This is a genomic window from Mesoflavibacter sp. CH_XMU1404-2 (assembly GCF_037029465.1).
Lineage (GTDB): Bacteria > Bacteroidota > Bacteroidia > Flavobacteriales > Flavobacteriaceae > Mesoflavibacter.
The window spans coordinates 17,730-31,238 of the sequence record NZ_JAYMEM010000029.1; the positions used below are offsets into that span (position 1 = coordinate 17,730).

The window sequence follows — 13,509 nt, forward strand, 5'->3', positions numbered from 1 at the left end:
TTTCAAGTTAAAATAACAACTAACTAATCTCTAAAAAATTTTAATAATGAAAACTAAACTAATTACTTTAAGTCTACTACTTTGTAGCGCACTTGCTTTTGCACAAGCAATAACTAACGTAAAAACATTACTTACAGAAACTGAATACGGCAACGCCAGATTATTAGTAACGCCTCTTTCTATTGATGCTCATGCAGAAAAACCTACAAAAACGTCTGGTGTTTACGCTATTTTAGTTTGTTTTACTTATAAAGGAGAACAAAAAGCCATTCATCAAGATTTAACCAGAAAATTTGCCCAAGATGGAGAAGCCGAATTATTCTTAGCAATGGGTGCAAAAAAAGACAATATTGTTATTGGAAATGTTCAGTTTTACAGACGTGACCTTATGTCTTCAGAAAATTATCCTAAAAAAGACGACTGTTATAAATAATTAATCAACATAAATCATAAATTAATATGAAACATTATATTTCTATATTAATCTTTGTATTAGTATGTTCATTTTCTAACGCTCAAGAAAAACAAAATGATGCCACTTGGCAAGAAACTGTAAACTTTCTAAATAAATATAAAAGCTATTTCAAATTAGGATTTACTTACAATAACAACCTAAAAAAATGGGATGAGTATCAAATAGAGCATATATCTATTACTCAAGAGTCATTGTATTTTAAAGCCATAAAATATAATTATAAGAAGCAAAAAAGTAAACACATTGAAGTCTCTATTCCTTTTGCCAAATTACAAGATATCTATAGCGGATTTCGTCAAGAAATATCAACCGTAGGCAATAATATTTCGTTTAAATATAGAATGTATGACTACAAAGGAGAAAAAATAGACACTAGATTTAGCAAAGATAGATATGTTAAAACCATATCGTTTAGAATACAAGATGACGAAATGAGAAAACGAATTATAAAAGCTTTTAAGCATTTAATCTATCTAGCAGAACAAAAACGAATAGAAAAACAAAAACAATCAGGAGATAAATTTTAAACTAAATTACCATGAAAACCAAACATCTTTTTTTCACATCAATTTTAAGTGTATTATTCTTTATTAGCGCATCTACAGAAGCTAAAGCACAAAAAATAGTTCAATTTAGCCAGTATAAAATTTATAAAAATGAATATGGCGCTACCAAAATAAAAATTACACCGCATACTAGAAAAGGCAATACAGATTCTAAATATGATAGCAGTTTTAGCGTTTATGGCGTTTTAATTTGTTACACCGTAGATGGTAAACAAAAATCTGCCAGACAAGACATGACTTACGATTTAAAAAACAAAGGTTATTATGAGTTTGGATTAGCTTATGGTAGCAAAGCTAAAGTAGGATCTGTAAGCGTTACTTACTTTAATATGTTAGACACACCAAAAAGTAGTTGGCCTAAAAAAGACGATTGTTATAACTAATTAAAAATTATCTTTTATAACCCAAAAAAGCCTATACGATATAGGCTTTTTTATTGATGTTAAATAAAATCAAACATCAATTAGGTTTAGTATTCTTTAAGGTAACTTTGCACAACAAAAAGAACTTAAATTTTTAGTCAACATTAAAGTGCTCTTAGCATTTAAAAAGCATAATCATGAAAACCACATATTATCTATTAACTACTATTATTTTACTCACTATTACATCTTGTGCGACCACAAAAAACTCAAAATTGTACGGTAACAGTTGGCAGTTAGAATATATCTCTGGTACCAAAATAGCTTTTGAAGGTTTATACCCAAACAAAAAACCACAGATAACATTTAATAAAGAAAAACACAAAGTACAAGGCAATAACAGTTGTAATGGTTACTCTGCTAACTATACCATTAAAGACAGCTCTATTTACTTTAGCGAGCCAGGACCAAGCACCATGATGTATTGCGGCGAAGGCGAACAAGCATTTTTAAAAATGATGGAAAAAGTTAACCGCTTTAGTTTTGATGACAACGGAAAACTTAATTTAATGCTAGACAATGTAACCATGCTACGTTTTAAAAAAGTAAAATAACAATACACCACTACTCTATTTAAGCCTGCTTTTACAGGCTTTTTTTATTGTTGAAAATTAAATTCAATCTTAATGTAAGAAAATACTTCTAAAACAATATTAAAACTTTTAAATTAATAATATTAATTACAGCAGTTTGTGTAGTATTAATCATTTAACTTATTTACTTAAATAAACATAATTAAGTAACCTGCTTATGGAAAAAAACAATTGGGTTATGTAAAGTGTATAGTTTTTATGATAGGAGAAAAATATAACCTGAACACTCCTAAAAACAAAGTAAGGTATAATTTAAATTAATCAATATGAAAAACTATTTATTTTAACCATTTTATTGATATCTGGTATTACATTATTTTCTTGTGATAAAGAAGATGTCTCAACTATCAACCCAAAAGAAACAAATATTAAAAAAGAATTAAATGATATCTTTAATATATCAATAGATCAAATTCAGGTAGAGTAATCAATGGGTTGGCAAATGAAGAAAATCCATACGATAGTATTGGCTATAAACATAACGAAGTGCTAAAACACCTTTTAACTTTGGAGTTAGATGATACAAATATGTGCAATTCATTATCTGAAGGAAGTAACGAATTTAACATTGATATTAATCTAAATTGTCAGGAAATGTTGTCAATTATTGATGAAGGAAGAATTAAAACTTTTGACAGTATCGGAAACTATCAATCTGATTTTTTTTAACCAACTTTTGTCTTCTAATAAAATAAGTCAAAATGAATATTATTTAATAGATACAACTATTAAAAACACTTTTAATGAAAGTGATTTGAATCAGAAAATTCAATTATTAAAAGTATCTGAAAATTATACAATAAACTCGCAAAATTTTAATGAAGTTGAAAAAGGAAGAATTTTAAGAACATTGGCTATTTATCGTTACAGTTCATATTATTGGGGAAATGAATCCGCTAGGGGTAAAAACCCAATGGTTGAATTAGCTGATGCTGCTGCTGAATATTGGGCTAAGAATTCTCCTGACTCTCCTGCCCAAGACGGAGGAGATATTTATTTAATTTCTGGTATAGCATCTTTAATTATGGATATTATAATAACATATTTAATGCCTTAAAATCATTAACTTTAAAAAGTATAATTATCTTTTTTGATGATTATACTTTTTTATTTTTTTAGAAATGAGTAAAAATCATCTAATCTTCTTTATATACCTAATAACCTCTTTTTGTTTTAGTCAGAATGTAGATAGTTTAAATATTAAGCAAGAAAAAGGACAAATTATACTATTTGGAGAATCTCACTTTGTTAAAGAAAAGTATGACGAAATGAAGCACGTTATACAGCAAAAACTTAACAATATTCCTCCAAAAGAAAAAGTCACTATGTTTTTTGAGCTACCAACTAGCTTAAATTATGCTATCAATAAATTACAAAAAAAAACGACTCAACTCTATTTATCAACTGGTTTGACCATGTATACAAGCAGAAAAACAAGAAACCTTCCTTTTTCTGGAAAGATTACAAAGATTTCATTTTATGGTTAATACATTTTGCTAAAGAAAAAGATATTGAATTAAACCTAAAGTGCATTGACAGAGAATTAGAATTTAGAAGAACAGCATATATTCTATCCAACTTTGAAACCAAAATTGGTACTAAAATAGATAGTTTTGTAAATCTAGACTATATAAAAAACAGTACAAAAAACAGAACTTTCTTAATAAATTACGTTAAAGAACTATCTAAAATAACCAATAACACAAAAGAAATTGAAATTTTAGACCAACTAAAAATCGCACTACCAATAGATTGCACGATATGCTTAAAACGTGATCAATTTTTATATCAAACGTTTAAAAAATATTACCGTAAAACCGATGCTTTAGTTTTTGGTACTTTTGGATTAGACCACGTTATTAATAAACCTGATTTTTCTAATGTTGGTGAGTTTTTTAAATCTTATCATAAAGTAGACACCACAAATCATAAATCTTTGTATAATTTCTTAAAAGACGACTTTAAAGACAAAATATACAGAGTTGGCATTATCGCTTTAAAACAAGACATGAAGTTTTCTAGTTTAAAAAAACCAAAAGACTACTCTTTTATGATGACAAAAGATGAACGCCTTTACATTGAAAACTTATTTGAAGATAAAGCTATTATCAGATTTTATCCAAAGAGTCATAATACACTAAACAACTTTGCAGCTAACTTAGACTACGTAATTATTTACAAAATCTCTAATTTTAAATAGATAAAATTAAAATGAAGCGTCATTTGACTTTATTAAAATTTTCTACTAACTTCGTTTAACAATCGATAACACGAATTGGAAACTCGCTTTATCTTTTCATTGGGCATAATATTAAACAGTACGTAAAATAAACGTACAACTATTTGTTTAGTACAGAAATTAAACGTACATTTGAAAAAAAATATTATGGCAACTAAAGAATTAAATACAAAGGACGCTAGATTTGACACTAGACTAACGAGAGAGCAAAAATTTTTATTTGAAAGAGCTGCGCGATTAGGTGGTTATAGAAACCTTACTGATTTTGTTGTTATTACTGTACAAGAAAAAGCGAAAAAAATTATTTCAGAAAGAGAACGTATAATTGCTTCTGAAAAAGATAGCGAAATTTTTTTTGATGCAATTGCTAACCCTAAATCTCCTAATAAAGAGTTAATAAAAGCAGCAAACGAATTTAAAGCACTTTTCGCTTAATGAGTCAAATTTCAGAATCTCTAAATTCAGCACATAAAAAATCTGACTTTTCTTGTGGGAAAGAAATGTTAGACAACTATTTACATAAACAAGCTAATCAAGATATCAAAAGAAAACTTTCTGCTTGTTTTGTAGTCAAAGAAGAGCAAACTGAATTAATAAAAGGTTATTATACTTTATCTAATAACAGTATTCCTTTAGAGGATATTCCAGACAATATTAGAAAGAAATTACCTCGGTCTTATAAAACAATTCCAACCACTTTACTCGGAAGACTAGCGATTGATAATCAATTCCAAGGACAAGGATTAGGAAAATTAATTTTAATTGATGCTTTAAAGAGAAGTTTTGAATTATCAAAAACCATAGGTTCATTTGCTGTAGTTGTCGACCCAATTGATAATGACGCTGAACAATTTTATTATAAATATGGATTTTTAAAATTACCTGATAGTGAAAAAATGTTTCTACCAATGAAAACAATCGGTCAATTATTTCAATAAAAATACTATGCCCAACAATGTATTATATTAATTAACTCATAAAACACCTATAAATAAAGGGTTTTAAAAGATTAATTAAAAAAGGGTACAACATAGGTATAACATTTTAACCTATAAATAGAAGTGATCTAAAAGTATAAAAAAACCGCTTCTAAATTAATAGAAACGGTTTTCAATATGTATTTAAACTTAAAGTTATTAAGCAGCCGTACCAGAGCCTAAATACACACTATTTGATACTTGACTACCATCAGCAGAAACAAATGCCATAAATAGCTCTACTGTGTCTCCTGCATAAGTGTTTGGAATTGTTACCGATTGAGAACCTGCTGTTCTGTCTGCACCATCTAAAATATAAACAGATTCTTTTTTACTTGGATTGTAAACCAATAACATCGCTTTATCCGTTACATTTGCGTTACCCTCTGCCGAGTTATCTCCCCAACCAAAATCAACTTGTCCTGGTGTTGTTAAGTCAGTAGTTCCGTTTAACACTCCAGATAAAGAACCTCTACTCAATAAAGCTAAAGAATAATCGATTGTGAAGTTAGGTGCAATCCCTCCTACTGCATTATTTAATACATAAGACATTGCAGCATTAAATTCGGTTTTCTTTGTCGCAAAAGACTTGTAACCGACTTTTAAAAACTCTTTGTTTGGCTGTAAATATTCCAATGTAACCGTAAATTTATTACGTTGATTTACTTGTCCCTCTGTTCGAGGATTGGCCACACTTGATGGCTTAATTCTGATGTAGTCAATACCTTTCCAACTACCACCAATTACGTTACCTACTTTACCAGATAATCCGCCTAAAATTCCTTGAGCTATTTTACCCATTTTATAAACAATTTTAAATTAATACACGTTCGGATTTGGTACGGACTTTATATTGCTTTAAAACCTTTATTTCACTATTAATATAACGAAAATAATGCCATTTTGTTACTGTTTTAGCCTTGTTAGACGCCTTTGCATTAGGCTTCTTTACTTTGCATTAGTTTGAAACAATTACGAATGTATGCAACCTTTAAAACTGCCATTTTATCAATGACATTTTGAAGCTCTTTTTCTTTTTTGCTGATAACCTCAACCGCTTTAATGTGTTTTTGCATCTGGTCTTTTATGTTTGAAGTAGATTTTAACCCTTTTTTAAGTGTGTTTCTGCAATCATCTACAGAAATAAACGGAATAACACTACCCTTTAAATAATAAGCGTAAAAACCGCCTATTTGCAACATCATAGATAAGTGAAAAAGTGTGTTTTTATCTGTTTCGGTTTTTGTGATTACCACAAAACAGTTAGGACAAGGATTTGAAAGCGGTTTCCCGCTGTTAAGTCCTTTGTTTAGGATAAAAAAATGAGGGTTCGAGTAGGTTCTTCCGATTTGGTGTGTTTTCAGTTCAAAAGTTGACATAGCTATCCAATTTAAAATTGCTTCGCTACGCTTCGCACCATTATTTTTTTTAAAAAGAAAAAAAGATAGCCTCTATTGTTGTGGCGTGGATGAGGCTGTCAAGGTTTTTGGATAAAAGTTTTTTGAGTTAAAATGTTTAATGAAATAGAAGATATACTTTGAAAAAAGTTTTATTCAAAACCCGTAGGGCTTGACCTTTATAGCCTTGCGCGTTGGCTGTGGTAGCCACATATATTTGCTACCTTTTTTTATTTATTGACTGTTCTTCTAAAACATCTAAAATATCTTTTTTTTTGTATAGGATTCTGTTTCCCATACGAATTGGATTTAAAATACCGTGTTTATTCCAAGAATGTATTGTTACCAAACTGATTCTTAAATATTCGGCGACTTCTTGTCTTGTTAGTAATTCATCATTTTTAGATTTTGATAGTTCTTTAAGGTAATCTTCAATTTTAAGTAATAATTTATCTGCTACCTTATCGGCTAATTCATCAACTGTGACTTCTGTAATTTGGATTGTTTTTGTAATCATTTTGAAATGTATTTAATTAATTGAATAACACTTTTTGGGGCATAAACTCTTAAAAAAATAGGTTATATCCAATTTGAGCGTTGGATGAAGCGTTTGTATGGGTAGCGTTTTAAATAGTTGTTTGACAAAACAGCATTTAAACAAGCTACTTATACAGGACTTTTAGACAATAGCTTATTGCTTTTTTGAGGTACGATAAAAAGTAATGTGCTATGGCGTAGTACTACACTTTATAAACCTATTTTTTTATAACCGCTAACTTGGGTGGTGGGGAAAAGTGGACTTTTATATTTGTTAACGAAATGAAACAAACAAAGACTTGAGGTAAGGAAAACTTGGATATTTCGGCTACGCTCAATACAGGCTTTAACGATGGTTTTGTGCAGCTTGAATGAGATAACGAATATTATTATCAATTAACGTAACCCTTAAAATGTTCAGATGTTTAATTTTAGTTCAAAATGTAGTTTAATGTTCGGAATTGCGCGTTGGAATTGCGGATATTTTACATAATACCAGTTATAGCTACAAAATGCATTAACACTGCGATAGCAAACCTTTGAAAAGTGCCGTTTGCTACTATAACTTGTATTATGTAAACATAGCTTGGGGTAGTTTTTGGTGTGAGCGTTGGCAACAGCTCTTTACTCACGTCACTTCTATTTTAAATTAAGGTGTTCGTGAATGCTGTGCATTTGTCTTTTTTATTGTACCTCTTTTTAAAATATACCCGCAAATAAAATAAGCAATGTGCTGTGTGTGGGTTGGCAACCAAAAACTACAAGCGCATTGGATAGCGGAACAAAATAAAAGACAGAGGATTTTGAGGTACGAGAAAACTGGATTTTGTTTTGTGGGGACTTTATTTTACATTAATCCTTGGGTCTATATCCGAACTGTTTTCTATCATCATAATATCATTATGAAACACTATTACAACCCTATTTTGATTTAACTCCTTCATTAAACTTTTCGTTAATAACAATACATTTTCTTTAAATGTTTTTTCTTCTAGAGGAAACTTTGGGTAGTTAATAAAATCTAGTTTTAAAGAAGGTTCAATTTGACCACTTAAAACTATATCACATTCTGAAACTGCCGTACTTAAATAGATGCTTTTATCTTGAATTAATTGGTTTTGAACCTCCTGAAGCTTCACTATAACCTCTGATTTGGGCCATAAATCTGTAGTATAACCCTTTTGTAAGCCTATAGTAACTGTAGCTGTATATTTTTCTGAATTAATAACTTCCATTATTATACTTTATACCAACCATTGTGTTAGTGTCTTACCATCACAAGTCATAGCGTTTTTTAAATCTTCAACATTGATCTCTGCTAATCCTTTTTCTTTATAAGTTGGATTTATGGCTTTAGATATCCATTCTAAATCATATGGTCCTTTTAAAATATTGTCCAATCTATCTCCAGGCTTATACGACTCGATAGGTGTACCTGTGCTTTTGGCAAAATCAATCGTTTCTCTAGTCCACAGGTTAAATGAGAACTTCGTAGATGTAAAGGAAATTGTTCTATTATTATTCACCTTATAAACGTTTTCGACAACAACAACTTCTGCTGTATAAGAAATATCGGGTAAGTCTATTTGGAATGTTTTATTTTTTTCAAGTACAATATCCTTTATTGGTAGCTGAAGATTTTGTAATTCATCAATAACTTTAAATCCATCTTCTATATCATTTTTATAAATGGGGCTTTTAATATCATCGTGCGACATTGGATTAAATAGAATTGATTTATAAATTTTTATACTATCAATTAATTGAATTGGAACTTCTACTTCTATATCTGAATAATATAATCTTAACCTATCAATCATAGTGTCCAATTTTAAGGGCTTTAATGAACCGTTTTTTTCTTCACTATGCGTATAGGTTCTAGGAAGTTTGTCTCTTAACGTTTTTTCTAAAACCTTTCTTAAATAGTTTCCAGCAGCAGGAAAATCATAAGCATCAAAATAATCTTTTGCTTTTTTTAAATCCTCTTTTTCATTATCAATTATAGCCGGACCATTAGTCCCCTTGTAAAACTCCAGAAACTTCCAATCGGTTAATTGAAGCTTTGCTACTTCATACCAGTGCCTGTCATAAGTGGTAATGAAAATTTGAAATTCTTGAAACTCTGGTTCTTTTAAAAGCTTTATTAATTTTAAACGATGCTCATTATCTAAACCTATTAGTATATCATCTAAAAACAGAATTTTAATATCTTTTGAAAAACTTGATTGCCGTACTATTGCCCCTAAAAATATACTAATAGCAATAGCTGATAGTTTTGCTTCATTTAATGAAAAATGAGGATAATGAGTATCTAAAGAAGTTCCATTAGAAGAAATTAGTAATGCTATTTTCGGTTTAGTTAATTCTCCTCTATGATCAACATTTATTCGATGTCTTAAAAAATTTATTTCTAAACCAGGAATTAAAGTGTCTAGAATTTTATTTACTACTGGCCCCAAATAATCACTACCTCCTGTAAAAAACAATCTATCTAGTGCATTATTAAAAATAATAGCTTTTTCTTCTACAGCCTTACGTTTTTTAGTAGCGTGATAATATTTACCACTTCCGTATGGAATCTTACTTTCTGCTAATAAATCCACCCACAATTTACCAAGCTCTATACCTCCTGTAACTGTTTGAGATTTATAATGTTTTAATACTCCTTTAACTACTAAATCAAAAATATTAAGTTCATTATCCAACTTTACATTATGAACTCCCAAAAGATGCTTATAAGTCACGAAGCTTTTTAGACGATTTGCATCTATTATACTTGGAATATTTGTGTTTCTTCCAGATTCGGACAATGAATTAGTAGTATTATTATCAAATTCAACCTTAATTGAACAATCGGCTTGACCATCATTCAAATAAAGGTTGCGCAAATCTGACATTTTGATATTTTCTACACTAGATTGAAAAAAATCTTTTAAAGCATAATATACTGAACTCTTACCACTACCGTTTTCTCCATAAATAAATACATTTTTACCACCAACTTTAATATCTTCTGAACGTTGAAATGCTTTGTATTTGTTTATTGAAATATTTTTAATTTTCATACTATCACTTTTGTTGGAATCTTAACACCTATTTTATAGAAATTCTCAAATTGATTTATTGGATTTAGAAAAAGTCTAGCATCAAGGTTCTCTAAAATATCACAAGTTTGGTCCGGATATACTATTAAACAATTTAATAATGTTGAATGCCATAATTCTTTATTTATTTTGGTTTTAGCAAGTGTTTTTTTGTCTCTTGCATATCCACTTAACTGCCTAATATCATCAATTTCGTAATTATTATTCACATATAAATTCTTGTATTTAGCATCAATTACTAGTTCTTTACCTTCAGTTATTCGTAGATAATCTAACTCTCCATAATTTGCACTGAATTGAAAGACTATATCTTTACGACCAAATTTTTCTTTTAATATACCTAACACATAAAACTCAAATAGTTTAGGCATATCTATCCAATACGGGTAGACACCTACTTCTTGAGTATTAGAGATTGAATTTATATTATAACCAAACCTTTTAATGATCATTTTAGCTAATTCTAGACCTCTATTGTATTCCGGAAAAAAATTATCGTTTTTAAAATGCTTAATTTCAGATATTGATATACTTGAATTTACTGTTTTAAATGCTGGCGATATGTAGTTAATTAATGGTTCAAACTTATTTTCTAGGGTATTGAATGTCTTTAAATATTTAATTGAAAATATTAATGCTTTTTTTAAAATTCGATTTTCAGGACTATCAACACCAAATTCTTCAAATGAACAGTAGGTAGATAGATTCTTATTTCTAAACAGGTTTTGCTTAATGGTTTTAGAGACTAATATTTTACCTCTTACATTCCCGTAAATATTTTGTTCGACTTTATAATAGCTCTTCCTCAACCCTTTTTTTACTATAATAGAAAGCAACTGTAAAAAACTTACAATAATTAACGGTGTAATTAAGTCTTGATCTTGTTTAACTTTTATAGGTTTAGCATCTAGATCAACATAAAACAAATCTTTACCAAAACTAGCCATTTCAGGATGTTGCATCCCTTTTGATAACATTGACAGGTAATTGATTTTAGTTGTTTCTGTATCTAATTTAGGTGTTACATTTAGAATATTTTGAGTTGATCCTAACCTAGAAATACCTATAAAATAACCTGTTTTAAAAAAACCTTTTTCAAGATTAATTTCTTCTACTAATTGATTTGGATTCTTTAATAAGTCGATTAACTCCTCTTCGCTTAAGTCATAGGAATATGAATGCTCTTTAATATGTATTTTTTTTGCATTCATTAAAAATTACTTGACAATAACTCGTTTATATCCTCTTCTGCTGAAGGTAACAGAATCCCATCATTAATATATTCTTTTAATAATGGTATAACTTCATACTTTGTCTTGTAATACAGGTCTTTTCCTTCGACAAGAAAATAACTATGACCTACTTGAATATCATCTACATTAAATTCAGGCGAAATGTTGTTTTTTACAATATTTCTAATAATATTGAATATATTTTTAGACTCTATATTAGTTATTACCTCATCATTTACTGGCACTGGTACAAATGTAAATCTTCTACGTATTGCATAATCTAAATGGCTTACACTTCTGTCTGCTGTATTCATAGTACCAATAACATACAAATTATGAGGTATTGTTATACCATAACCCTGTTCTGTTTTGTACATACTATTCACCATTTTACCCCTATATTCCAAAGCATAAATTAACTCACCTAACACACTGTTTAAGTTAGCCCTATTAATTTCATCTATAATTAGCACATAAGCTTTGTCTTGGTTATCTGGTTTAGCAGCTTCGTAAGCCATTTGCCCAAGAATTTTATTTTCAACATCGTACGATATTTTTTCATCAACGACATTTACTTTGACTCCTCTTACAAAATCATCATATGTGTATGATGGATGAAATTGGATAACCTCAACATAAGGATTATCTTCTACTTCAGGTTCTTTATTAAACATCTTGTTTTCGATTGCTTCAAGAATCGATATTTCTTTATCTGAAGTTTCATCAGTTAACCATTCTGCTATTTGTTTGGCTAATCTTGTTTTCCCTGTACCTGGTGGTCCTTGAAGAATTAAATTTTTAAACTTAACTGCTGAATGATTTACCATAGTTTTTTGTTTATGTCTTATGTAATCTAATATTTTAAAAGTTTCAGGGTAACACTCTTTAAATCTATCTATAGTATTTGCTGTTGCGTGGCTAAAACCATCCCACTGACCTAACGCAGTAGATTTAATTTTACGGTTATCTTTAACCAACCATATAATCTTAATCCTTAAATCGTCATCATAACCATTGGGTAAGTACTCATTATTTACTATTAAACCAATACCTCCCAATCTTTTCGTACCTCTTCTTACAAGCACTATATCTCCTGGTTTATAATCTTGTAAAGGATATTTTGTTTGTTCATTCAAAAAAGCACTACCTGTATAAACCCCATTATTATTTACAAAATCATCAAAATAGTCGCCTTCGTTTTGTCCCTTTGCATTACTACTTACTTGACAATAGGTATTAGAAACCTTTAACTGCTCCCGATTAGTTGTATTAAGTAGGTAATTGAGTAAATTAATTTCATAGTAATAACATCCAGGAAAGTTACTTTTTAATGTGTTTAACACATCATAGTAAGGCTTTATGCCATCTTCTTCAATCTGTGAGGAAATTAGTTTTAAATCATCTAATGGGTCAACGGGAAGCTTATTCATTTGAGTATCAAATGGTATATACTCTTTAGGATTTATCAAAAACATTGCTTGTGTTAGCTTTGTAACACCAACATTTTTGAGTGCCAATACTTTTAAAAAATCATCATTTTTTATTTCTTCTCCATCATAGACTTGACAAAATAAATTCCATAAACAATCATTTCCAATATTTGCACCTTCGCTATCTACATATTGCCCGTTAAAAAAAAACAGACTTTTCGTATTGGGCGTAGGCGTTGGAAAAGTGAAATCGGTTGGTAAATCTTCTTCTAAACTACAAACCTCTTTAATGCTTTCAAAAATATATTTTCTTTGATTTTTTGTGTTTTTTTGAGCTATAGTATAGATGATTGAAAACGGATCTGTTATAGAGTAATTTAATATTGCTGTGCCCTCTTCAAATAGTTCTGTAGCAAGATTAAATAATATATTATTGCGGCTATCCTTGTCTTTACTAATTTCAAGCATTTTAAAAGCTACAGCTTTAAAATATGGTATCCAATCGTAATAGGTAATTTTAGATTTCATTATTGTTTA

18 protein-coding genes are annotated in these 13,509 nt (G+C 29.3%); 11 read left to right on the forward strand and 7 right to left on the reverse strand.

Translation table 11 applies throughout. The features are described from left to right. The first annotated feature begins 46 nt into the window (after nucleotides 1-46). The 11 genes from WA327_RS12570 to WA327_RS12620 all read left to right on the forward strand — a co-directional run bounded on the left by WA327_RS12570 (nucleotide 47) and on the right by WA327_RS12620 (nucleotide 5,233). On the forward strand, nucleotides 47-433 hold the full coding sequence (locus tag WA327_RS12570; RefSeq protein WP_336070271.1) for a hypothetical protein: 387 nt from the start codon (nucleotides 47-49) through the stop codon (nucleotides 431-433). Nucleotides 434-459: 26 nt separating this feature from the next. Next, on the forward strand, nucleotides 460-1,002 hold the full coding sequence (locus WA327_RS12575) for a hypothetical protein (protein ID WP_336070273.1): 543 nt from the start codon (nucleotides 460-462) through the stop codon (nucleotides 1,000-1,002). A gap of 11 nt (nucleotides 1,003-1,013) precedes the next feature. Then, nucleotides 1,014-1,424: a hypothetical protein gene (locus WA327_RS12580; RefSeq protein WP_336070274.1), complete on the forward strand. Its 411-nt coding sequence runs from the start codon at nucleotides 1,014-1,016 to the stop codon at nucleotides 1,422-1,424. Nucleotides 1,425-1,600: 176 nt separating this feature from the next. Further along, nucleotides 1,601-2,017 carry an META domain-containing protein gene (locus tag WA327_RS12585; protein ID WP_336070275.1) on the forward strand — a complete coding sequence of 139 codons (417 nt, stop codon included), beginning with the start codon at nucleotides 1,601-1,603 and terminating at the stop codon, nucleotides 2,015-2,017. A 334-nt stretch (nucleotides 2,018-2,351) separates the two neighbouring features. Further along, the gene (locus tag WA327_RS12590) at nucleotides 2,352-2,483 is read left to right on the forward strand and encodes a hypothetical protein (RefSeq protein WP_336070276.1); all 132 of its coding nucleotides are present in this window, start codon (nucleotides 2,352-2,354) and stop codon (nucleotides 2,481-2,483) included. Between the two features lie 8 nt (nucleotides 2,484-2,491). Further along, nucleotides 2,492-2,725 (forward strand): hypothetical protein, encoded by a 234-nt coding sequence (locus WA327_RS12595; RefSeq protein ID WP_336070277.1) that lies wholly within the window; start codon nucleotides 2,492-2,494, stop codon nucleotides 2,723-2,725. A gap of 85 nt (nucleotides 2,726-2,810) precedes the next feature. After that, entirely contained in the window at nucleotides 2,811-3,113 is a 303-nt protein-coding gene (locus tag WA327_RS12600; RefSeq protein ID WP_336070279.1) for a hypothetical protein, read from the forward strand. Between the two features lie 64 nt (nucleotides 3,114-3,177). Continuing rightward, nucleotides 3,178-3,543 (forward strand): hypothetical protein, encoded by a 366-nt coding sequence (locus WA327_RS12605; RefSeq protein WP_336070280.1) that lies wholly within the window; start codon nucleotides 3,178-3,180, stop codon nucleotides 3,541-3,543. A 449-nt stretch (nucleotides 3,544-3,992) separates the two neighbouring features. Further along, nucleotides 3,993-4,256 carry a hypothetical protein gene (locus WA327_RS12610; protein ID WP_336070281.1) on the forward strand — a complete coding sequence of 88 codons (264 nt, stop codon included), beginning with the start codon at nucleotides 3,993-3,995 and terminating at the stop codon, nucleotides 4,254-4,256. Between the two features lie 186 nt (nucleotides 4,257-4,442). Then, on the forward strand, nucleotides 4,443-4,730 hold the full coding sequence (locus WA327_RS12615; RefSeq protein ID WP_336070284.1) for a DUF1778 domain-containing protein: 288 nt from the start codon (nucleotides 4,443-4,445) through the stop codon (nucleotides 4,728-4,730). Further along, nucleotides 4,730-5,233, forward strand: a complete 504-nt coding sequence (locus tag WA327_RS12620) for a GNAT family N-acetyltransferase (protein ID WP_336070285.1) — start codon at nucleotides 4,730-4,732, stop codon at nucleotides 5,231-5,233. Before WA327_RS12615 ends, WA327_RS12620 begins: the two co-directional genes overlap by 1 nt. A 198-nt stretch (nucleotides 5,234-5,431) precedes the next feature. Here the strand turns inward: WA327_RS12620 and WA327_RS12625 are convergent, their stop codons facing one another. From WA327_RS12625 to WA327_RS12655, 7 genes are all read right to left on the reverse strand, one after another. Beyond that, on the reverse strand, nucleotides 5,432-6,073 hold the full coding sequence (locus tag WA327_RS12625) for a DUF6266 family protein (RefSeq protein WP_336070287.1): 642 nt from the start codon (nucleotides 6,071-6,073) through the stop codon (nucleotides 5,432-5,434). Between the two features lie 137 nt (nucleotides 6,074-6,210). After that, entirely contained in the window at nucleotides 6,211-6,651 is a 441-nt protein-coding gene (locus tag WA327_RS12630) for a DUF6943 family protein (RefSeq protein WP_336070289.1), read from the reverse strand. 238 nt (nucleotides 6,652-6,889) lie between these two features. Then, nucleotides 6,890-7,186, reverse strand: coding sequence for a helix-turn-helix domain-containing protein (locus tag WA327_RS12635; RefSeq protein WP_336070291.1), 297 nt, complete (start codon nucleotides 7,184-7,186; stop codon nucleotides 6,890-6,892). Between the two features lie 862 nt (nucleotides 7,187-8,048). Further along, nucleotides 8,049-8,441: a hypothetical protein gene (locus WA327_RS12640; RefSeq protein ID WP_336070293.1), complete on the reverse strand. Its 393-nt coding sequence runs from the start codon at nucleotides 8,439-8,441 to the stop codon at nucleotides 8,049-8,051. Between the two features lie 9 nt (nucleotides 8,442-8,450). Then, on the reverse strand, nucleotides 8,451-10,271 hold the full coding sequence (locus tag WA327_RS12645) for an AAA family ATPase (protein WP_336070295.1): 1,821 nt from the start codon (nucleotides 10,269-10,271) through the stop codon (nucleotides 8,451-8,453). Then, entirely contained in the window at nucleotides 10,268-11,521 is a 1,254-nt protein-coding gene (locus WA327_RS12650) for a 5-methylcytosine restriction system specificity protein McrC (protein ID WP_336070297.1), read from the reverse strand. The genes WA327_RS12645 and WA327_RS12650 overlap by 4 nt, the downstream gene beginning before the upstream one ends. Beyond that, nucleotides 11,521-13,500 (reverse strand): AAA family ATPase, encoded by a 1,980-nt coding sequence (locus WA327_RS12655; protein ID WP_336070299.1) that lies wholly within the window; start codon nucleotides 13,498-13,500, stop codon nucleotides 11,521-11,523. The genes WA327_RS12650 and WA327_RS12655 overlap by 1 nt, the downstream gene beginning before the upstream one ends. Nucleotides 13,501-13,509: the final 9 nt, after the last annotated feature.